The following is a 22,562-nucleotide window of genomic DNA, read 5'->3' on the forward strand; positions in this document are numbered from 1 at the left end:
ACCTGGTGCAAGCAAAACTATCAATGGCAGTACTTTCAACACATTTTGAACAACTGATCAGACGAAACACCCCGAAATATTGAATTATAATCTCTTAAATGATAATTAGAACCACACCAGTGAAAAACACATTTTACTACTTTTGTCTATTGTTGCTAGTGCTTTCAACAGACGCATACGCCCAATTTAAAATTACAGGAAGGGTAAAAGATATAGAAACTGCTGAACCGGTTCCTTTTGCCAATGTATATTTCAAAGGTACCAGCATTGGTATCAACACAAACTTTGACGGATATTTTACCATTAACACCCCCAAGCTATATGATACACTCATGGTGTCGTACATTGGTTATGTCAGTAAAGAGGCCATAGTAGATAAAACAAAAAAAGAACAAACCATCAATTTTCAGCTCAAACCCGAAAACACCAAACTCGAAGAAGTAAAGTTTGTAGCACGCGAAAACCCCTCGTGGGCGATTATGCGGAATGTGATGAAAAACAAAAACAAAAATGACAAACGTCGTTTGGATCAATACGAATATGATAGTTATACCAAAGTAGAGTTTGACATTGACAATGTAAGCGCAAAACTGGCAAAACGCCGGGCAGTAAAAAAAATACTGACCGCCATAGATAGTATAGGTAAGCTTACCGGAGATGACGGCAAGCCATTGATTCCGATTTTCATGTCTGAAACAATGTCTAAGTATCACTATCGCCGCAACCCCAAGAAAACCAAAGAACATGTACTCAAAAGTAAAATCACGGGAGTAGGAATCGAAGATGGTTCTATTGTGTCACAGTTGATAGGAGCTAGTTTTCAGGAATATAATTTTTATACCAACTGGATGAAAATTGCCCAAAAAGATTTTGTGTCGCCACTTGCCGATGGTTGGCGTTTGCATTATCGCTATTTTTTGATGGACAGTGTGCAACTGGGCAAACACTTTTGTTACAAAATAGACGTGATACCTAAGAGTAAACGCGACTTGGCATTTGAGGGAACCATTTGGATAGACAAAGCTACTTATGCACTCAAGCAAATAGATGTGCGGGTAGACAAAAAAGCCAATATTAACTTTCTTGAAAAGATAAAAATTCAGCAAACCCTGGCTCCTACCGACAAAGATGCCTGGCTACCTACCAAAACCAGGGTGTTGATAGACATTGCCGAACTTACCAGTAATACCGCAGGGCTGATTGCCAAGTTTTATGTCTCGAACAAGAACTTTGACACCCAAACCAAACACCCATTGAGGTTTTACAATGACCAGATTCAGGTAGCAGAAGACTTTAAACTGTATGACGATGATTTTTGGATAAAAAATCGCCACGATTCATTGACTACTGCCGAAAAAAACACTTACTCTATGATTAACAATATCAAAGAGTTGCCCGTGGTAAAAAACTGGGTAGAACTCATCTCTATTCTGGGCACTGGTTACAAATCTGTGGGAGCTGTAGACATTGGAAACTACCTGTTTGCTTATGCCCTCAACAATTATGAGGGGCACCGTTTTAGATTGGGGTTCAGAACCAACGGTAAGTTTAGCCGGAAGATTGGGTTTAATGGATACCTTGCCTATGGCGCCTGGGACAAAGAGTTTAAGTATGGGGTGGGCATGGACTATATTATATCACGCAAGCCCTGGACTACCTTTAGCGTGAGTCATACCCACGATATTTTACAAGCGGCTATTCCTGTAGACGACGATCGCTTACCTAATTTATACCTTGCTTCTATTCGGTTTTTCAACATTACCAATACCAACCTATATTTACAGCGTGATACTAAAATCACCTTGCAAAGTGAGGTGCTCAAAGGTTTGAACTTAAAAGTACGTTTGCGTAACCATACCTTTGAAACCCTGCCCGATTTGCCTCAGCACTTTGCTTATTATACAGCGCCCGATCGTACCGACTCGCCTGTCAATACCGAGTTTGTCAATACCGAATTAATGGCTGAGTTGCGTTGGGCACGTCGCGAACGTTTTATTCAGGCAAGCAATCGGCGCATAAGTTTAGGCACTAACTATCCTGTGGTTACCTTTCGTTACCGCCTGGGTATTCCAAGTTTTATTGCAGGTTTTATCGACAGCGATTTTAGCTATCATAAATTCACCCTGGACATAGACCAAAAGTTTCGTTTTGGCACTTTTGGCAATGGTTCTTACCAAATTTCGGGAGGGTATATTCCTTCACAACTGCCCTACCTGCTGTTGTTTCGTCACTTGGGTAATCAAACCATCTTCTTCAACAATTACGGGTTTAACCTTATGAACTACCTTGAGTTTACCAGCGATACGTATGCGTCTTTTCGTTATGAGCATACTTTCGAGGGGCTCATATTTAATCGTATTCCGCTGTTTCGCCGTTTGAAGTGGAGAAGTTTTGCTGAGGTAAATATGTTGGTAGGCACATTGCGTTCAGAGAATTCCGCCATCATTCCTTCCGTAGCACCCGATGGCACCCCTATTCAAGGAGCCGCCTCATTGGGCGATATGCCGTATGTAGAAGTAGCTTATGGCATAGAAAATATTTTCAAGTTTTTGAGGGTACATTTTCTCCACCGAATTACTTACCTTGATCGACCGGGCGTGAGAAACTTTGGGGTGAAACTATCTGCCAAGTTTTCTTTATAACCGCATACACCTGACTTATAAAAAAGCGACAAACTCTCAGAGGGTTTGTCGCTTTTTTTATAGTCAATCACCACCAGCTGGGGCTACTTATACCGCTTTCCCTCTGGTCATTTCTCGCTTAAAATGAGGTCCCGGCAACGACTCAAGTTCAAAACCTGCGGCTTTCAAATCCCGTTTAAACTGCCCTTTGGCACAGTAAGTCACCAATATTGCGCCTGAGGCAAGGTGTTGCCTTATCCCCTGAAGCACTTCTAGTGTCCATATTTCGGGATGCTTAGAAGGAGCAAAAGCATCAAAATAAACCAGATCGAAGGTAGGTATATTTTCAAGGGCATGTTGGGTAAATAAAGCTTCTATAGTGGCAGGCGCTTTATACAACTGAAAGCTGCTTTCTACTGCTTGCCATTCGTTCCAGGGGCACTCATGCAATCCTTTGTACAAGTCTGCTGCACTGGGTTGGTCAATTAACTGTGGATAGTTGAGTTGCTCTACCACTGCAGATGGCACAGGAAAAGGCTCTACCCCAAAGTAATTGATTTTGTGTGAAGTGCGGTGTACCTCCAGCGCAGTAAGTAAGGCGTTTAGCCCAGTGCCAAAGCCCACTTCCAAAATAGTAAGTTCAGTTTTGTGCTCCAATAAATACTTTAGCCCAGCGTCTATAAACACATGGTGAGATTCTTCAATGGCTCCTCGGCGCGAATGATAAATTTCATTGAAAGTTTTGCTAAATAAGGTATGTGAGCCATCTTCGGTCTCTATGATTTCGATGTTCATGACAAATTCTATTTTAGGGGTAAAACTAAAAAGAATCAGCCATTGAGCATTACCCAATGGCTGATTCTTTTATAACATTGTGCCTGTGTTTATTTCCTTGTACCAAAGAAAATAGTCAGGTACACCGATGAAAAAAACTGTCGGTTAGAGATGGGGGCAACAGAAGATGGATTTTGAAGCAACTCTATTTTTCTGGTAAAGGCCTCATAATGAAAACCAGCTTCAAATCCAGTCACACTATTTTTAAACGCGCCAAAGTCAAAACTAAAACCCAACTTGGCATTGATTCCAGGTACAATGCTTGCGTTTTGGAACCCTTCTAAAAAATTGCCTGCCCCTACAATTTGACCAGGATCGTGTATATCAGGGTCGAACGGGACAGAAGTAATGCTTTGGTCCTGAATATTTTGATACAACACATGGTAAGGTTTTTCGATACCAATTGAGGCTCCTACTGCTATCACTGCCGACACCTGCACCCCTTCATCGGGGGCCTTGCGGAACAAAATGATGTCGCGACCATAAGTAGGGCGGATCACATACAGATAATTTACCTTATTGAAAATATAAGAGTTGCCTGTAAAGCTATTCAGGCGGGTTTCTTTGTTATGTTTTACGTTGACTATTTCTACACCAAATGTAGAGTATTGGCGCATTTTAACTGTATTGCGCAAGGCAGAAATTTTAAACATTACCCCTCCTATCAACCCTCCATTGGTATTAAAATTTACTCCATATATAAACTCACGGCTATAAATTTCATCTTGTGAAAGCAACTGCGCCCGAACCGCACTCAATGGCCACAAAGCCATCCATAAAATACATATAATTGTTTTTAATTTCATTAGAATTAAGAATGTTGTGGTAATGAAATGATGCGCGGTAGTGTGTATACAACCTTATTAAAACTACCATGTTTTACCGTTAAAAAAAAACTTTTGTGGTTTAGACTATCAAAATTATATAATTTGCCAGCAAAATAACAAATGTTGTAAACAAAGCATCTATTCACCTTGTGTGCTTTGCATACTATTTATTTACATTAACTTGAAAAAACGTCTTTTCGTTTCAAAACTATTTTATTAACAATGGCAACAGCAAGTACTATTTATACTGGAGAGTTGAGAACTTCATCTACTCATCTCAAATCTGGCAATACATTGGTAACCGATGCTCCTACTGACAACCACGGCAAGGGAGAGACTTTTTCTCCTACCGATTTGGTAGCCACTGCTTTGGGCGCTTGTATGCTCACGGTCATGGGCATTTGGGCAAGAACCGCCGATATCGACCTGACCGATACCCAAATAGAAACAACCAAAGTAATGGGTAATAATCCACGCAGAGTGTCTGAAATACACGTCAACTTTCAGTTTCCGGCAAGTTTGCAATTGACCGAAGCACAGCAAACCAAGCTCAAAGAAGTAGCCTTAAACTGCCCGGTAGCCAAAAGCCTGAGTACTGACCTCAAGCAAATGGTTACTTTCAGTTGGTAGACATCAAAAAACACCCACCACCACTATGGCGGGTGTTTTTTATTATTTTGTTGATGTTAGGCTTTAGGCAAACCTTAAGGTAAACACAGTTTCGACCTGTGGGGTAGAGTTCACATTGATGGTACCACCATGCAAACGCATCACTTGCCGCGACAGGCTCAATCCAATGCCTGAACCATTTTTTTTGGTAGTAAACAAAGGTATAAATACTTTTTTCTTTGCCTCCTCGCCAATCCCTGTTCCGTTGTCATATACCTTAATCACCACCTTCCCTACCTTGTCGGTGCTCGCAATAAGGCTAATTTGCTTATCTTCTTTGTCTTCTACGGCATGGGTAGCATTTTTGAGTAAGTTGATCAATACCTGTTCCAACAAGTGAGGGTCAGCAATCAACTGTAGGTTTTTAGGGTAGGTTTGACAGGAGAACCGTATGCCTTGCTGTTTCATTTCTTCTTTGAGCAGGGTATTGATAGATTCAAAAAGCTCTTTTACCGACAAGGTTTGTAAATCGGGCAAGGGAATTTTGGTCAGGTTACGGAAATCACGCACAAAATGAATCAGTCCTTCCGACCTGCGTTGAATGGTGCGCACTGCCTGGTGCACATCTTCCAACGATTCAGTAAAATAATCGGCAGGTAGCCTGATTTTTTCTTCTTGTGTACCTTGTTGGTGTTCCTCAATTTCTTTTTTATAATATTCCAGGTCTTCGTGTACCGTAGCCGACAAAGAAGCAATGGGCGTAACCGAATTGATAATTTCGTGGGTCAATACCCTGATCAGGTTTTGCCAGGCTTCCATTTCTTTTTCCTCTAGTTCACTCTGAATGTCCTGCAACGACACTATCTTGAACTGTTTGCTTCGCAGGGTAATATTAGTAGCACGTACAATCAAGTGCGCAATTTCTTCGTTCATTGTCAGCTTTACCACCTCACGGGTTTTATCCGAGATACTATTTTCTTGTGCAATCAACTGTACCAAAGGCTGGTGAGTGTCGCGCAATTGCTTGATATGGCTCAAGTGGTTGATATTTAACAACTTTTGAGCAGCACTATTGATCAGCTGTACACTGCCTGTGTCATCCAGCACCAACAAGCCAATGTCTATGTGTTGTACAATGGTTTTGAGGTAATGGTATTGTGCTTCTTTTTCGGCACGCACTTCCTGAAACTTTTGAATGACCCGGTTAAATTGCGTATTGAGGTTGTCAAAAGATTGCCCCAAACCCCTCGAAGTATAGGTTTGAGAAAAATCATCATATTCTATCGAATCTAAAAACTTACTGTAGGCAACATTGGTGCGTTCAGTGTACCTGATGAGCATCCCTACTTGTATAAAAATAATACAACTGAGGGTAAACATAGAGATGTAATAGCTTGTCTGGAGTAACAGCCAAGTGAACCCAAAGATACTCAAAGCCAGTATCAATATTCTGAAAATGAGCCCAGTACGAAAGAGTTTAAATACCATATTTTTCTAATCTTCGGTACAAAGATGCCCTGGTAAGCCCCAACTCACGAGCAGCTTTAGATATATTGCCATTGTATTTTTGTAATGCTTTTTCAATGACTGTTTTTTCCATTTCATCCAGGTTGAGTGTATTCAGCTGATCGCCCTCAGTCGATTGTTTTTGACTCAAAAAGAAAAAATCGTCGGGTTGAATCAATGCTTCATCGCTCATAATAACGGTGCGTTCTATGGCGTGCTGCAGCTCTCGTACATTGCCTGGCCAATGGTATTGTTGCAAACGGGTAAGGGCAGCAGCACTCAGTTTTTTTTCGGGACGTTTGTATTTTTTTGCATAAGATTGCAGAAAATGACGCGCCAGCAACGGAATATCTTCGCCCCGTTCGCGTAATGGAGGCAAATACACTTCTACCGTGTTTATTCGGTACAACAAGTCTTGCCTAAACTCCTTTTGGGCTATCATGTCATCAATGGGCATGTTGGTAGCACATATCAAACGAATGTCTATAGGCACAGCCCGCGATGCCCCTAGCGGAATCACTTCCCGGTTTTGCAATACGGCGAGCAATTTGGCCTGAAGGTTGAGCGGCAGGTTGCCTATTTCATCTAAAAATAAAGAACCCTTATTGGCAATTTCAAACCTGCCAATGCGATCTTCTTTAGCATCAGTAAAGGCGCCTTTTTTGTGCCCAAAAAGTTCGCTCTCGAACAGTGTTTCGGCTATGGCACCCATATCTACCCCAATAAAGTCTTTCGAAGCACGGCTCGACTGCTTATGCAAAGCCCGCGCTACCAGCTCTTTACCAGTACCATTTTCGCCCAGAATCAATACATTGGCATCGGTTTTTGCTACTTTCTGAATAATTGCTTTGACGTTTCTCATTCCAGCACTTTCGCCCAACATATCGCCAAAAGGTTGCTCCAGGTCACGTACCAACGTTTGTTTGGCTTGCTTTAGGGTCGTTACTTCTTTGCGGCTGCTATTGAGCTGGGCTGCCGCCGATATGGTAGCAATCAGTTTTTCGTTTTGCCAGGGCTTGAGCACAAAATCGGTAGCCCCTTCTTTCAAAGCTTCTACGGCAAGCTCTACTCCCCCATAGGCGGTAATCATAATCACCACCGCCTGAGGGTCACGCTGAATAATTTCCTTCAACCAAAAAATACCTTCTTTGCCAGTAGTAGTATCTTCTACAAAATTCATGTCCAACAAAATCACATCATACGAGTCATGATTGAGCAGAAAAGGGATTTTTTTAGGGTTTTTCTCAATAATTACTTTTTGCGCATGGCGCTTAAGCAGCATCTTGGCAGCAAGCAAAATGTCTTCATCATCGTCTACAATTAATATGTTTCCCAGCTTTTTATCCATCGTGCTTATATTTTTTATGTTTTGTTGTTGTCCAAAGGGGCTAAATCAATGCCAAGCCATCTGACAGCGTGTAAAGTAGGTTTTCGGATAAATCAAGTTAATAAATTGACCGTTAGCGAACAAAAATTGCATCGAAAACGAACAGTTGACGGGTGAAATTAAGCAGAAACTTTTTGCGAAAAAGGAAATGAAGTTTTTATGAAAAAAAATCGTAACTTAAGTAAAACTACAAAAATAACCTAGTCCACAAAACGACATCTCTGGCAGGGGTGCTTTTTCAAAAAATAGTTCCATAGCTTTGGCTATGCAAAGATTTTTTTCATCGCCCACCTACCAAATATTTTGTTCTACTGGAATACTTTATTTTTTACGTTTTACTAAGACAAGTTCGTACGATAAAATTTATGAAAAAAGCCCTGATCATATTGATTTTGTGCAGCATTGGCAAACTATGGTGGAACACTGCCGACGCAGATGTGCCCAGTGAACGGACTATGCTTACCCAGGGCATACCAATAAACTTGCCCCAAAACAAAAGACTTCAGTATTTTTCTGCTGATATTTACCACGAAATAAGCTACCCTACACAAGCTCTTAATCATTGCATTACGGGGTGCGTCAAAGTACGCTTTGGTGTGTATACCAATGGCGCCTTGAGCAAAATAATTGTGAGTCAGGGATTGGGCTACGGGATTGACGAAGAGGTGTTACGCGCTTTTAAAAACTGTAAACGTCCTACTTTGCCAGTCTTGCAAGGCGACCAAATCGATCGAGTATTTGAGGTAGCCATACATTTTACAATCAATGGAATGCCTTCGGCTGACTATTTCGGGTTTTTAATCAACTCCAGAACCATACGACCTTGTTTGGCAGAAGAAAATATCTAAAAAAGCAATACATCATACAAAAACGATCACGTTTCATTTTTTGTGCCTTTTTTGTTTAAACTTCTGATAGTCAACGCTCAAAATCTAATTTACACAAACTCTGAAACCTTAACACAAAAGCAACTATCCAGTGATTAAACAGTATCATTTACACAAAAACGATTATTCAAAACTGCACTTCGAGGTACAACCCATGCGCCCATACTTCGAAAAAAAACATACGCATTGCATCAAGCCCCATCGCCATTCATTTTATCAGATTTTATGGTTTTATGAAGCGGGCAATCACTTTATTGATTTTGAGGTACATCAGTTGCCAGCCCAATCTTTGACCTTCTTAGACAAGCACCAGGTACATTATTTTTGCCCCGAAGCTGCCAACCAGGGAGTACTCATTCATTTTAATGATTATTTTTTGATGCACCAGCAAAGCGAGGTACCCAAATCTTTGCGTTATTTATTGTTTAATGGGTTGGGCAACCCCTCCAACGCCCCAATCCCCCACGAATATTTGCCCAAAATGACGCAACTGCTTACTTTGATGCAAGACGAACTAAAGCAAACACGTTTTCAACAAAAAGAGTTGTTATACCATTTGTTCAGCAGTTTTTTAGTGTTGATAGAACGCATAAACCGCCAACAAGCCACCAATCCTGCCCCACCCTCCTTGGGTGACGCTGAGTTGCTGTTTGCTTTTCGCAAAACTGTAGAGCAACACCTCGCCACTCCGCTTAGCATTGGTCAAATTAGCGAAAGCCTGCACATACACAGCAAAAAACTGTCTGCACTTACTCAAACCCACTTGCATCAAACCCCCGCCCAATTTATTGCGCAACGCAAAACCCTTGAAGCCAAGCGTTTATTGTCTAACACTACACTGTCTATCAAAGAAGTTGGCTATGCCTTAGGTTTTGAGCAAGCCACTTATTTCACCAAGTTTTTTAAAAAACAAGCCTCCCTTACTCCCAAAGACTTTAGAGCAAGCCTGCCCTAATTTACCATTCTTGTACCTGATATTACCATTTTGCCCGCTTTGCCGCCCCTACCTTTGTGCTATCAAATATTAAGAACAACCCAGTGCCTCTGACGCGTTATTTCAGCGACTTAGAAGAGGAGGAACTCGTTTGAGGTACATTTATCAACAAAAAAAAATCACGATGAACAAACAAGCCATTGTTATTGGAGGCTCTAGTGGAATGGGCAAAGCAAGTGCTGCTTTATTATTAAAAGAAGGGGCAGAAGTAGTCATTGTAGGACGCAATAAACAAAAACTGCAAAGCGCGCAAGAGGAACTCAGCACCTGGGGCACAGTACATACCATTTCGGCAGACTTGTACGATGCTGCCCAGGTACAAGACTTGCAACAAACACTGACCAGGCAATACACCAATATTAAGTATTTGGTAAATGCTGCCGGATATTTTAAGCCCAAACCATTTTTGGAGTATACCATTCAAGACTATGACACTTACCTGGAACTCAACAAAGCCATGTTTTTTATAACCCAAACCATTGCCCATCAAATGAAAACTACCGGAGGAGGAGCCATTGTAAATATTGGCTCTATGTGGGCAAAGCAAGCCATCAAGGCTACCCCTTCTTCGGCTTACTCTATGGCTAAAGCCGGGCTGCACAGTTTTACCCAACATTTAGCAATGGAGCTTGCCGAATTCAACATCAGGGTAAATGCAGTGTCACCAGCGGTGGTGATTACCCCTATTTATGAAGCTTTTATTGAACCTGCTCAAGTAAAAGAGACATTGCAAGGTTTCAACGACTTTCACCCTATGGGGCGTATTGGCACCCCCGAAGATGTGGCAAAAGCGGTACATTTTCTATTGACCGACCAAAGTGCCTGGGTAACGGGGGCTATCTGGGATGTAGATGGTGGAGTAATGGCAGGAAGAAATTAAATACACAAAAAAAACAGGAAGCTACCTAAGTACATGCTTCCTGTTTTTTATAGTAAAATATAACTAAATTCTTACCCTAAGTGATCTGAAAAAAATAAGATGTGCCAATTTAAGAAAATATATTGTTCTCAGACGATTCAAAAAAAACGGTGCATAGCCAAAGCTATGGGGCTTTTTTTTTGAGAAGAATGAGGGCAATAGATACACTTTAATGGCTCAAATTATTTATGAAAGATCACTAAAAGGCATTAAACGAGGGTACCTGCCCAAACAAAGATACTTCGTTGAAATGAGGGGTGCTGTGTAGTACCTCGAAAAAGTGATGAATACTGGCGACTTTACCCTGATTGGTTTGAGGTACAATCAATGCCTTTACTTTTACATAGTTGCCCGATTGCGTAGTAAATGTCAACGGTAAATCTTCCACTTTTTGTCCAGCTTTTGCCTTTGTCACTGCCAACTGGTAGGGCAACTGTGATACTTTGTGTAAAATGTCTTGCATAAATACGCCTGACGGGTGGGTATTTTCCAGTTCTAGCACTTTGGCCAAAGTTGGGTCAGTATATTCTACTTTGCCCTCCAATGACACCCGTTGCGATACCTTAGCAGTTTCAAACGACTCCGTTTGTGCTTCCACTACTGTCATAGGTTTTGCCGTCACCCCTTGCGTATTAGTATCAGGTACTTGAAGCAGGTTATTTACCTGAATTGGTTCTTCACTCGTTGGTTGAGGAGTGGTTTTTTGTGCCAATATCACTTTGCTTTCAAGTTCAACAAAGGTGGCCAGAGTAAAACTACTGCTCTCTTCCTGAGTAGCTGCTGCATCCTCTTCGGTTTCTAGTTCAAAGGTAGCCAAAGTAAAGTTTTTGCTTGTTTCTATGGTTTCATAGCGTGTCTTCTCCACTCCCTTTATAGTAAGGTTTTCAGTATATCCCGCTTTCGCTAAAACTGAGGATTCTTTTGCCTTGTCCAATCCGCCGGAAAGAGAAGCAGTAATACCTATATGTTCCGCTTCCGCTAAAACTGGCATTTCTTCTACCTTGTCCAATTCGTCGGAAATAATGGTAGCAGCATCTATAGGCTTTTGTTCCGCTTCCGCTAAAACTGGCATTTCTTCTACCTTGTCCAATTCGTCGGAAACAGAGGCAGTAGTACCTATATGTTCCGCTTCCGCTAAAACTGGCATTTCTTCTACCTTGTCCAATTCGTCGGAAACAGAGGCAGTAACATCTATAGGCTTTTGTTCCACAGTATGCTTCAAACCTTGCTCCCTATTTTCAGCTTCCGTTAGTGCATCTTCCAATTGAGTTTCTACTTCATCTCTGGCATCGCCTTGGTGCAAGCTTTCAACTTTTACCGTAACCACCAACACATCATCTACCGCTTCGGCACGGTGGGTTATTCTTTTGCCTTTACGTGCCAACAATGGAAACTCTATATTTTCTTCGAGTGGTGTATGATACAAGAAAGTGCGTAAATAGTTTTGAAAAAAACTATGGAATGGATTAATATTGAGTAGTTCTATCAACCGCTGTCCAATCAAGTCTTTAAGACTCTTACCCATCATTGCTCCAGCAGCTTCATTTGCTTCTACAAAAATAAAGTCATCGGGACGGTTATAACGGTTATGGCAAGGAGCCAGTACAAATTGTATGCTCTCTGGTGCTTGTAGCAGCCACTGTACTACAGCCCTTTGTCTTGAAAATTTTTTCTGTTTTCCTGCACTTACTAGAGGCGAGTTTGTTAAAAAATAGTTCTTACCCATTGTTCATCATTCTTAGTGTTAAAGTATAAGCTAGCTTATCTGTTAATGAATAATAGGGCAGCAAAAACCATCCTTTTAACACTATGAAATAATTAAAAAATCGATGAATAAATCAAAATAAGTAATTTTACCTATTGTTTATTAGTAACAAACCTTAAATAACAAAAAAAGTGCTTCGAAAGTGAAACTTTTTTTAGTAGAAAAAGTGCCTGTATTGGGTATAAAACCATTATATGTAGCCTGACAGCAACTAGACTGCTGATATATCAATGTCACAAATATCACTCTGTTCCATAAGCAACCAATCAACTATAGCAGGGCGAATGCGTAAACAGCAATATATAAGATAAACACAAAAATACTCCAACCCACTTATTCACCCTTTGCACACATTCGCTTCAATAGTATCCCAACTTGGTTAAACACAAATGACAAAGGCAATAAGTATGCAACAACCTTTACAATAATTACAACTATGAATACCTTTAAATTTTCGATTATTTCACTCTCCTTTTTTTTAATTAGTATCACTCTTGGACAGGCACAGGAGTGGACACAAAAAATGCAGCAAAAAAACGCTAACTTCTATGACATTAAAAAATCATTTGATGAATACTGGCAAGACCGCCCCTACCAACGCGCCCGAGGTTACAAACAATTTAAACGCTGGGAATACTTTTGGGAAAAAAGGGTATTACCCAATGGTTCGTTCCCACAAGCAGGTATCAAACAAGCAGAGTGGAGCAAATATGTGCAAGCCCACCCCAAACTAAAAAACGGTCACACTCAACGTACCACAGGGTCTGGCAACTGGAGTTCACTGGGTCCTAGCTCTTCTCCTGGAGGGTATGACGGAGTGGGACGCATCAATTGCGTGAGTTTTGACCCTCAAAATGTCAATACTTTTTATGTGGGTACTCCTGCCGGAGGACTCTGGAAAACAACCAATGGAGGCTCCAGCTGGACCAATCTCACTGATAACTTACCCATTATTGGCGTATCCTCCATTGCCATTCACCCCTCTAATGGTAACATTATGTATATAGCCACTGGCGATGCTGATGGAGGCGACACCCCAAGTTTGGGCGTTATGAAGTCTACCGATGGAGGGGCCACCTGGAACACCACTGGTTTGAACTGGCAAATGTCGCAGGGCCGGCAAATTTCAGTACTGTTGATTCACCCCAACAACCCCGATATTTTGGTAGCCGCTACTTCAGAAGGTATCTACAAAACCACCAATGCAGGAGCAAGCTGGTCGTTGAGTGCTTCAGGATTCTTTCGCGATTTAGAACTCAAGCCAGGCACTCCCTCTACTATGTATGCCACCGGACGAGGCAGTAATAGCAGCCATCAGGTATTTGTATCTACCAATACCGGCAGTAGCTGGACACAAACCACTAACTTTAGTGGCAAGGGCAGAGTAGCCATTGCTGTTTCGGCAGCTAGTCCTGGTTTTGTGGCGGCGGTTGCCAGTGGTGGAGACAATGGTTTTGCGGGGTTTTATACGTCCAATAATAGCGGCGCATCGTTTTCGCTGACCTACAGTAGTGCTTCTAAAAACCTGTTGGGGTGGGACATTAACGGAAATGATACCGGAGGACAAGGTTGGTATGACCTTGCCATTACTGTTTCGCCTACCAATGCCAACCTTATCAATATAGGAGGTGTAAACAATTGGCAAAGTACTGATGGTGGCTCAAGTTGGACAATCAATACTATGTGGTACAGCACCGGAAAAGTGGCTACAGTACACGCCGATAAGCATTACCTGGTATACCACTCTGGGCAAACCAGTACAATGTATGAATGCAACGATGGGGGAATTTATAAAACCACCAATGGGGGAACAACCTGGACCGACCTTACCAACGGAATGGCTCACACACAGTTTTATAAAATAGGCGTCTCACAAAGCAATGCCAACTATGTGGTAACAGGTGCTCAAGACAACGGTACCAAGCTCAAATCGGGTGCTACCTGGGCTAACATAGGCGGAGGCGATGGTATGGAGTGTATCATTGACCCTACCAACGAAAATATTCAATACTATAGCATATACTATGGGCGCATTACCCGCCGTATGAATGGCTCATATTCTACTATTTCTGACAATGTACCTGGCAAACCCAAAGGCGCCTGGGTTACACCTTATGCGCTTGACCCCAGCAACCCTCAAACTATAGTGGTGGGTTATAAAGACGTGTACAGATCTACCAACCGAGGCGATAGCTGGAGCAATATTTCTAATGGACAAACGGGCACTTCCAACCTCAACGCAGTACTAGTGGCTCCATCAAGCTCCAATACCATTTATGCCTCCAGTTATAGGGCTATTTACCGCACTACCAACACCAGTAGCTGGAGCAACATTACCAGCAATTTACCAGTATCCAGCAGTGCTATTACCTACATTGCGGTAGCTGCCAGCGACCCAAACAAGGTATGGGTTACACTATCGGGATATTCAAGTGGTCACAAGGTTTATCAAACAACCAATGGAGGAAGCAGTTGGGTAAACATTTCTGGTTCTTTGCCCAATTTGCCAGTAAATTGTATTGTAGAAGATGCCAACGCCAACAATGGTAGTTTGTATATAGGAACCGATGTGGGTATTTTTTATCGCAACAATGCTTTAGGCGACTGGATCAGCTTTAGCAATGGCTTGCCCAATGTGGTAGTCCGTGAACTGGAAATTCAAAAGGCCACCAGCAAGTTAAAAGCAGGCACCTATGGGCGTGGTCTGTGGGAGTCAAACTTATACAACAGTGCAGCATCGCCTACTGCCCCAAGCATTACCAGCTTTAGCCCTACCAGTGGCAACATAGGCACATCGGTAACCATTCAGGGTATTAACTTTTCGGGCGCTACTGCGGTCAGGTTTAACGGAGTGGGTGCAGTTACTTTCAATGTAGTTTCGACTACTCAAATAACGGCTACAGTGCCTACAGGAGCTTCTACCGGAAAAATAACCGTTACCACAGGCAATGGTACCAGCGCAAGCACAGTGAACTTTAGTTTGGGTACAGGTGGTGGAACCACGGCTACCTATTGTGAGTCTAAGGCAAACTCAACCGATGATTCACGCATAGAGAAAGTAGTATTTAATACGATTAATAATAGTTCGGGCGAAACCGGCAATACCCAAAATGGAGGTTGCGTAAGTTACAGCGATTTTAGTTCGGTATCAACCAATGTGGTGCAAGGGCAAACCCATAGCTTGAGCATTACTTTGGGCACTTGTGGCGGAGAATATAGCAAAGTAGTGAAGGTTTTTATTGACTGGAACCACGACGGTGACTTTGACGACGGGGGCGAAGAAGTAGCAGCTTCGGCAGTGATGAGCAACGGGGTATTTACCCAAAATATCACGGTGCCTTCGGGAGCCACCAACGGTACCACCCGTATGCGGGTAGTATGTCGTGAAAAAGAATCAGGAGATAATGCTGCTACTGCAGTGAGTAATACCAAAGCTTGTGGTACTTACTCCTGGGGCGAAACCGAGGACTATAGCATTGTGATTGGCACCAGCGGCTCTGCTCCGGTCATTAGTGGTTTTTCGCCCACCAGCGGAGTAGAGGGCAACCAAATAACGATCAATGGCAGTAATTTTACTGGTGCTGGCTCGGTGTTGTTCAATGGGGTAAGTGCTACTTTTAATATCATATCATCGGCACAGATCACAGCCATAGTACCTGCCAATGCCACTACGGGTAAAATTAAAATAGCGGCTACGGGTGGGGTTGCCGAAAGCCCGGCTAATTTTACGGTGGGCAATGCAACGTATTGCAAATCGGGACCTGACCCTTCGCTGGAAAGTGCCTCAGATGATTCACGTATCGACAAAGTGGTTTTTGGCAGCATTCACAATGTTACCAATGCTCAATGTGCGACCTATAGCGATTATACCAGCATTGCTACCCAAATCACTCCAGGGCAAACTTTACCCTTGGCGATCACTTTGGGTACGTGTGGATCAGAATACAGCAAGGTGGTAAAAGTATTTATTGACTGGAACGGTGACCGTGATTTTGACGATGCCAACGAAATAGTGGCAGTTTCGGGCGTGATAGGGAGTGGCAATTTTACCAAAAATATTACTGCTCCTACCAATTTGACCAATGGTAATGTGAGGATGAGAGTAGTATGCAGAGAAAAAATAAACAATGACGCCACCAATCAGGACGCTGTTGACAATACAAAAGCCTGTGGTTTTTTTCAGTGGGGCGAAACCCAAGACTATACGATTCAGATTACAGGCGGAAGCAGTGGAGGAGGAAATACAATTACTTACTGTAGCTCAAGTGCGGGCGATGATGCCGACTCTCGAATAGAACGGGTAGTATTTAATACCATAGATAATAGCTCTGCCAGTGGCTGTACTACTTATAGCGACTTTACCTCAAAAAGCACCTCTGTAGAAGTGGGTAAACAGTACACTTTAAGCGTTACTTTGGGCACTTGTGGGACTGACTACAGCAAAGGTATCAAGGTGTATGTGGATTGGAACAGGGATGGGGATTTTGATGACAGCGGCGAAGAGGTAGCAGCATCTGCTATGATGAACAATGGCGACTTTACAGCAAATATTACAGTACCAGCCAACGCTACGGGTGGCACTACAAGAATGCGCTTGGTACTGCGTGAAAAAACCAGCAATGATGCAGATAATAGTACAGCTTTGGCAGCAATTAAACCTTGCGGACAATACAGTTGGGGCGAAACTGAAGACTACTCAATCATCATTCCGGGGGGAGTTAATGGCATAGGTGATACCTTATTTGCCAAAGCGGTGAGTGTATCGCCCAACCCGGCAAATGATCGGGCAGTGGTAAAAATAGACAATTTTGCTCAAGGGGAGGTTACACTCCATTTGTTAACGGCAGCTGGGGTGAACGTGCGTTCGTGGAAAGTCGTCAAAAATCATCGGGCATTGAATATTCCTCTAGTATTAAGTCATCTTGCCAAGGGAGTGTATTTGCTACAAGTGAAGCTGGGCAACTCGCACACTGTCAAACGGATGATTAAAAATTAAAACTCATTTTATTAAATAGCAAAGGCCTTGTAAGCTCATCTTACAGGGCTTTTTTGAAGAAAAAATGGATACAGAATCAGTAAAAAAAGAGCTTGTAGAACTGCTCACCAAGCCTCCACTACCCAACACCTCCATTACTACCCTGTATGGCATAGGCAAAGATAGAGCAAGTACATTATGTAATGAATTATTGCAAAGAAAAGCCTTGTCGTTGATGATTCCCACGGCAATACTACAAAGCTACTTACCCCGCGACAAGGTGATCAAGCAAACATTAAGCTTAGGGCACACTGTCAAAAAAGCTATAGACTATAAGCGCTTTGGAGGACTCAACATTTACGCTTACATCGAAATACAAGCCATTCCTGAGGCTGCTCCTGGCATTTCTATCATAGAATCATTGCCTCCAATACTTGAATACGCTGACGATACTAACAAACACGAGTCGTGGCAAGTATTCGACAGCTTGCCTTTTATTTTCAAATCTATTGTAAACTACGCCCGGCTGTATCACATACAAGGGGTTCGTTTTGTGGTAACCAATGCCAGGTACCACCCAATAGACTATCGCAATTATACCTATTACATTTGTGTGGTCAAGTGCCTAAATAAGGTGTTTGGGGTAAACCCATAAACTTTCTCTATCAGCCTCCTTGTTTTACAAGTGCTGGTAAGTATGAGCAAGCAATTAATCAAAACCAAGGTTTATAGGACTATGTGTTGGTGGAGATGCAAAAGCGTACGCTGGTTGTTTGTAAGAAGTGAGTAAAAAAATATTTGAACCTGTGGAAATATAAATTTTGGCAGACTTCTTTCATCATTCTTCAAGCTAAGTGCCTTAATATCAAAGGTAAGAAAACTGTGCCAGATTTGACCCAAAAAAATCCTCGGTTTTATCACAAAAAACTCCCCGATTTCTCCTGTTTTCTTTGTATATTAGATGTCCAATTTTGCAAAGAATAGTGACTCTGCCCAATAGCAAAAAACAAAAGTTTTGTACCTTTGCAAATTACCGTTTTATCACTTACTACAACAATATTCAGGTACATGTCAAATGCCACGCCCAACATACACGCCATCCTTAAACAATACTGGGGATACGACAGCTTTCGTCCTTTACAGGAAGACATCATTATGTCGGTGCTGGAAGGACATGACACCCTTGCCCTGTTGCCCACTGGCGGAGGCAAATCTATTTGCTTTCAGGTGCCCGCTATGCAGTTAGAAGGAATATGTATTGTAGTATCGCCTTTGATTGCCCTTATGAAAGACCAAGTAGCGCAATTAGAGAAAAGAGGCATTACGGCAACGGCTATTTTTTCGGGCATGAGCCCCAAAGAAATAGATATGACCCTGGAAGACGCCGTCAATGGAAAATACAAGTTTATTTATGTGTCTCCAGAACGTTTGCGTACCGAAATATTTCAGGAAAGGGCAAAGCGCATGCAGGTGGGTTTGCTGGCGATCGACGAAGCCCACTGTATTTCGCAATGGGGGTATGACTTCCGCCCGCCTTATTTACAAATTGCCGAATTTAGAACGCTTATTCCTGAGGTAGCTACCATTGCCCTTACTGCCACTGCTACCCAAAAGGTAAAAGAAGACATTCAGGATAAACTGGCGTTTGGCGAAGATAAACAAGTGTTTCAAAAAAGTTTTGCTAGAGCAAACCTTTCTTACTCCACACTTTACGAAGAAGACAAAGACCGAAAACTCATCAATATACTCAATCGAATTGAAGGCTCAGCGGTGGTATATGTGCGCAACCGTCGTCGTACCCGTGAAGTTGCCGAATTAATTCGCAAAAATGGTATTCGGGCTGACTTTTACCACGCTGGGCTCTCCAATGAACAACGCGACTACAAGCAAGCTGCCTGGATTGACAATAAAATAAGGGTAATTGTCGCCACCAATGCTTTTGGTATGGGCATAGACAAACCCGATGTACGGGTGGTGGTACACATGGACCTACCCGACAACCTGGAGGCGTATTATCAGGAAGCCGGACGTGCCGGGCGTGACACTGAAAAGGCTTATGCCGTAGCCCTGTTTGATCATAATGACATTATCAACCTGGAAAAAAAGGTCATGCAGTCCTACCCCGACATAGACGTGATCAAGGCGGTATACCAAGGTTTGGCCAATTATTATAACCTGGCGGTCAACAGCGAAAGTTACGCCAGCCACGACTTTGACCTGACGCATTTTGTCAAACAATACAATTTTGACAGCATGCCGGCTTATTATGCCCTGAAAACACTGGCACAAGAAGGTTTGATTCAATTTAATGAATCTTATTATAACCCCTCCAAAATATTGTTTAAACTCAGGTATTCAGACTTGTACGAGTTTCAGATCAAAAATCCGTTTATGGAACCCTTGGTCAAGCTCTTGCTGCGGATGTGCGGAGGTGAGGTGTTCAATCACTTTGTCACGATCTCAGAAAATGCCCTGGCAAAATACCTGCGTACCAGCACCCAGCAAGTAATGAAACAGTTGACCCAGTTGCAGCAACAATACGGGGTAATAGAGTACCAAAGGCAAAAAACCAAGCCACAAGTGGTGTTTTTGACCCCTCGCTACGACGCCCACAAGCTACCACTTGATGTAGATGCACTTGAAGTTCGCAAGCAACGCGACTTAGACAAGGTAAAAGCGGTGACGAATTATATCAAACATAAAGATCGCTGTCGAACTCAATTGTTGCTGGAGTACTTTGGTGAGGTGTCGTATGACCCTTGCGAAGTATGCGATGTATGTGTAAAGAAAAAACGTCAACAAGAAAAGCAAAAAGGCAACCTAGAAAACCCTTTTCCTACTCGAAGCAAGCAAATTTTAACCCTCCTCAAGGAGGAGTCGCTGCCTGTACAAACCTTGGTAGACAAGGTAGATGCAGACAAAGACGAAGTACTTGAGGTAGTACAAAAAATGGTGGATGTACAACAAATCATTTATCTGGACAATGGTAAAATGGCGATTAATAAAGGGGCTTAGGCACACTAAAACGCTCGCTAAGGAACATGTTCAAAATAAGTGTCGAGATTGAGGGCGTATACTCGAGGCTGGCTGAGGCACTTTTAGCCTTTGGCAGAGCTCAGCGCAGCAAAGCTGCAGCTATCGGGTGTGCCCTGAAACAAAGCACAACAAGCTTTGTATGCTATAACTAAGATGGTGGTAGACCCACCAAAGGCGATTTACAGGAATAGCCTTTAAACCACTCTACGGTGCTATGACAGTAATGTTTTGGTATTGAACGGCTAGAGAAAAGGCTCCGCTGGTACGGAGTCAGGTGTGAATAAGAGAGATGAACGCAAGTGAACCAATGAAGAAGTGTCGAGAACAGCTACTTGTTGTCAAAACCAGACTTATCCGATAAAGTTTGGGACAAAGCATAGAGCGTACCCTGTCAAGTGTCTATGTGGCAACCGTCATTAAGTTGGCATGACTCTTATTTAGGCTTAGTTATGGAACAGGGGAAGCCCTCTATGATCATTAAGGGAAAGTACAAGTAGCGATCCTACAAGGCGAATACTGAGATGATAGAGGGTGGCGGATGAACTCGTATTAGTGTAGAAGCTTCTGTAATGGAAGTGGAGCGAAGGGGTTCAGTTATACAGTTTTCAAGTTTTTAACAACTTAATAATATGAGGAGGATTAAAAGCGACAAGACAAAGTCATTACCATTTTATCACTGGAATACAGGAGTTAAATTATGATGATTTGTATAACAAGAGCCGTGTGATGGGAGACTATCACGCACGGTTCTGTGAGAGATTTGGGGTGAAAATCCCCTTATCTACTCGACTTTGCGGGCAAGGCAACATCCGGGGGATGTTGAGCCAGACCGTGGGACGGTACTACGGACAATAAAAGCTCATAGTCCCGGCGGAACTGCCGGGGTAACGAAAGTCAGTAAAGAGAACCGCAGAACGAAGTTCAAGCTCTGCGAAGCTAATATGTTCTAAACCGGACAGCTTCAGATTTCTTATCGGGGTTATTGTTGAGGGCTACGCCCGAAATCCCGTTTACGGGGCGATCACGTTCCTAAGCATTTGCATGTAAATGACCAGGTTTGCGGGTAGTCGATAGCTATATGCTTACTTTCTACCTCTTTTCCTCTCCAAAAATACCCCTTACGTATAAAATCACCAACGGGGTTGTTTTTTTCATGGTACATTTAAGTAATGAACCCTGAACAAGTTCACTATGAAAAAGACTTACACTATGAAAAAGACTGCATTTATTTTACTCTGGGCAATTGTTGCCTTGTCATTGCTGAATGCTTGTGGCAAAAAAAACGAAATAGTACCCACCAACAACCTCTCAAACAATACAGGAATCCGCTTTGATCTTAAAGAGTTTATTGGCATTTACGACGCTCAAATGGTTAATTATGCCGATGCCTATTCGTTGGTAGTTTCGCGTACCGAAGAGGGCTTTAACGGCAACAAAGTGTGGATAAGCGCCAAGTGGAACCGGGTAAATGGAACTAAGGTGGCAGTAGAGCTTACCAACGAACAACCCAATGGCGATGTAACGGTGGCCATTCCTAAACAAATCATCCTCGACTCGCTAGAGATAGAGGGCAAGGGCACTTTCTATTATTACAATGACGACTTTTACCTTGACATAGACTATAACCTCAGCAATGGCGCCGAATCCAATAGTTTTGGTATGATAGCGATCAAAAAAGTATACAGTCAAAATGTAATTGTCAATGTAAATGTAGATTGCTCATGTGAATGCACCTGTGATGGCAACGATTGCGACTGCGTTTGTGATTGCGAAGAATAACGATGGGGTACCTACCTTGGCATATTTAGGCACTTGTCAGGGGTTGTCCTTGTTACGCTTATTACCTTAAAGCATAGTCTTGTTCGTATTTCAGGCAAGGTGATGCTTTTTTTTTGTTTTATGCTCATTTAAATCATTCAAAAAGCTATTTTTGTTGTTTACTATTACCAAGCTATATACCAATAGTCCATAGTATTTAGTCGATAGTCCATAGCCGATTCGAGTAAATGTTCACCTTGTTAAATGCTGTAAACCAGTATTTTACATTAAGGTTGCGTACTCGCTTTATTTTTGAAAGCGTTTCGGTTTTACGCCTAAACATCCAGTTAACTAGTTTTTAAATTCATCAATAACTGATAACCAGCAAACAACTTTGACTAAAATCACTATGGAGTATTGATATACACAACATATTATTAAAAA

Annotated in this window: 14 protein-coding genes; 9 read left to right on the forward strand and 5 right to left on the reverse strand. The window is 42.3% G+C overall.

All coding sequences use genetic code 11. The features are described from left to right. The first annotated feature begins 119 nt into the window (after window positions 1-119). A complete protein-coding gene (locus tag M23134_RS33470) occupies window positions 120-2,642 on the forward strand; it encodes a DUF5686 and carboxypeptidase-like regulatory domain-containing protein (RefSeq protein ID WP_157558778.1) in 2,523 nt (840 codons plus the stop codon). 87 nt (window positions 2,643-2,729) lie between these two features. Here M23134_RS33470 and mnmD read toward each other — a convergent pair whose 3' ends face one another. Both mnmD and M23134_RS33480 read right to left on the reverse strand, forming a co-directional pair. After that, window positions 2,730-3,416, reverse strand: coding sequence for a tRNA (5-methylaminomethyl-2-thiouridine)(34)-methyltransferase MnmD (gene mnmD / locus M23134_RS33475; RefSeq protein ID WP_045114869.1), 687 nt, complete (start codon window positions 3,414-3,416; stop codon window positions 2,730-2,732). A gap of 89 nt (window positions 3,417-3,505) precedes the next feature. Next, the gene (locus tag M23134_RS33480) at window positions 3,506-4,261 is read right to left on the reverse strand and encodes a hypothetical protein (protein WP_045114858.1); all 756 of its coding nucleotides are present in this window, start codon (window positions 4,259-4,261) and stop codon (window positions 3,506-3,508) included. Window positions 4,262-4,504: 243 nt separating this feature from the next. Between M23134_RS33480 and M23134_RS33485 the strand changes: the two genes are divergently transcribed. Then, on the forward strand, window positions 4,505-4,912 hold the full coding sequence (locus M23134_RS33485) for an OsmC family protein (protein WP_002704476.1): 408 nt from the start codon (window positions 4,505-4,507) through the stop codon (window positions 4,910-4,912). A 63-nt stretch (window positions 4,913-4,975) separates the two neighbouring features. Here the strand turns inward: M23134_RS33485 and M23134_RS33490 are convergent, their stop codons facing one another. Both M23134_RS33490 and M23134_RS33495 read right to left on the reverse strand, forming a co-directional pair. Next, window positions 4,976-6,379, reverse strand: coding sequence for a sensor histidine kinase (locus tag M23134_RS33490; protein ID WP_002704479.1), 1,404 nt, complete (start codon window positions 6,377-6,379; stop codon window positions 4,976-4,978). After that, window positions 6,369-7,745 (reverse strand): sigma-54-dependent transcriptional regulator, encoded by a 1,377-nt coding sequence (locus M23134_RS33495; RefSeq protein ID WP_002704481.1) that lies wholly within the window; start codon window positions 7,743-7,745, stop codon window positions 6,369-6,371. Before M23134_RS33495 ends, M23134_RS33490 begins: the two co-directional genes overlap by 11 nt. A gap of 404 nt (window positions 7,746-8,149) precedes the next feature. Between M23134_RS33495 and M23134_RS33500 the strand changes: the two genes are divergently transcribed. The 3 genes from M23134_RS33500 to M23134_RS33510 all read left to right on the forward strand — a co-directional run bounded on the left by M23134_RS33500 (window position 8,150) and on the right by M23134_RS33510 (window position 10,545). Then, entirely contained in the window at window positions 8,150-8,632 is a 483-nt protein-coding gene (locus M23134_RS33500) for a TonB family protein (protein WP_002704483.1), read from the forward strand. 193 nt (window positions 8,633-8,825) lie between these two features. Further along, entirely contained in the window at window positions 8,826-9,626 is an 801-nt protein-coding gene (locus tag M23134_RS33505; RefSeq protein ID WP_045114859.1) for a helix-turn-helix transcriptional regulator, read from the forward strand. Window positions 9,627-9,789: 163 nt separating this feature from the next. Further along, window positions 9,790-10,545, forward strand: coding sequence for an SDR family NAD(P)-dependent oxidoreductase (locus M23134_RS33510; RefSeq protein WP_045114860.1), 756 nt, complete (start codon window positions 9,790-9,792; stop codon window positions 10,543-10,545). A gap of 238 nt (window positions 10,546-10,783) precedes the next feature. On the opposite strand, the gene M23134_RS33515 is transcribed toward M23134_RS33510, so the two are convergent. Continuing rightward, window positions 10,784-12,310, reverse strand: a complete 1,527-nt coding sequence (locus tag M23134_RS33515) for a PAS domain-containing protein (protein WP_002704489.1) — start codon at window positions 12,308-12,310, stop codon at window positions 10,784-10,786. 475 nt (window positions 12,311-12,785) lie between these two features. On the opposite strand from M23134_RS33515, the gene M23134_RS39335 reads away from it, so the two are divergent. The 4 genes from M23134_RS39335 (at window position 12,786) to M23134_RS33535 (ending at window position 22,139) form a co-directional block, all read left to right on the forward strand. Continuing rightward, window positions 12,786-17,345: a GEVED domain-containing protein gene (locus tag M23134_RS39335; RefSeq protein WP_157558779.1), complete on the forward strand. Its 4,560-nt coding sequence runs from the start codon at window positions 12,786-12,788 to the stop codon at window positions 17,343-17,345. A 64-nt stretch (window positions 17,346-17,409) separates the two neighbouring features. After that, a complete protein-coding gene (locus M23134_RS33525; protein WP_002704493.1) occupies window positions 17,410-17,979 on the forward strand; it encodes a hypothetical protein in 570 nt (189 codons plus the stop codon). A 413-nt stretch (window positions 17,980-18,392) separates the two neighbouring features. Beyond that, the gene (locus M23134_RS33530) at window positions 18,393-20,339 is read left to right on the forward strand and encodes a RecQ family ATP-dependent DNA helicase (protein WP_002704500.1); all 1,947 of its coding nucleotides are present in this window, start codon (window positions 18,393-18,395) and stop codon (window positions 20,337-20,339) included. A gap of 1,230 nt (window positions 20,340-21,569) precedes the next feature. Beyond that, entirely contained in the window at window positions 21,570-22,139 is a 570-nt protein-coding gene (locus tag M23134_RS33535) for a hypothetical protein (protein WP_045114861.1), read from the forward strand. Window positions 22,140-22,562: the final 423 nt, after the last annotated feature.

The sequence above is a fragment of the Microscilla marina ATCC 23134 genome, from assembly GCF_000169175.1.
In the GTDB taxonomy this organism is placed as follows: Bacteria; Bacteroidota; Bacteroidia; order Cytophagales; family Microscillaceae; genus Microscilla; species Microscilla marina.

Coding starts and splice junctions, on each gene's coding strand:
- M23134_RS33480 (WP_045114858.1), bottom strand. CDS start 4,261: ATGAAATTAAAAACAATTATATGTATTTTATGGATGGCTTTGTGGCCA.
- M23134_RS33505 (WP_045114859.1), top strand. CDS start 8,826: ATGCGCCCATACTTCGAAAAAAAACATACGCATTGCATCAAGCCCCAT.
- M23134_RS33490 (WP_002704479.1), bottom strand. CDS start 6,379: ATGGTATTTAAACTCTTTCGTACTGGGCTCATTTTCAGAATATTGATA.
- M23134_RS33495 (WP_002704481.1), bottom strand. CDS start 7,745: ATGGATAAAAAGCTGGGAAACATATTAATTGTAGACGATGATGAAGAC.
- mnmD (WP_045114869.1), bottom strand. CDS start 3,416: ATGAACATCGAAATCATAGAGACCGAAGATGGCTCACATACCTTATTT.
- M23134_RS33535 (WP_045114861.1), top strand. CDS start 21,570: ATGAAAAAGACTGCATTTATTTTACTCTGGGCAATTGTTGCCTTGTCA.
- M23134_RS33525 (WP_002704493.1), top strand. CDS start 17,410: ATGGATACAGAATCAGTAAAAAAAGAGCTTGTAGAACTGCTCACCAAG.
- M23134_RS33485 (WP_002704476.1), top strand. CDS start 4,505: ATGGCAACAGCAAGTACTATTTATACTGGAGAGTTGAGAACTTCATCT.
- M23134_RS33500 (WP_002704483.1), top strand. CDS start 8,150: ATGAAAAAAGCCCTGATCATATTGATTTTGTGCAGCATTGGCAAACTA.
- M23134_RS33530 (WP_002704500.1), top strand. CDS start 18,393: ATGTCAAATGCCACGCCCAACATACACGCCATCCTTAAACAATACTGG.
- M23134_RS33510 (WP_045114860.1), top strand. CDS start 9,790: ATGAACAAACAAGCCATTGTTATTGGAGGCTCTAGTGGAATGGGCAAA.
- M23134_RS39335 (WP_157558779.1), top strand. CDS start 12,786: ATGAATACCTTTAAATTTTCGATTATTTCACTCTCCTTTTTTTTAATT.
- M23134_RS33515 (WP_002704489.1), bottom strand. CDS start 12,310: ATGGGTAAGAACTATTTTTTAACAAACTCGCCTCTAGTAAGTGCAGGA.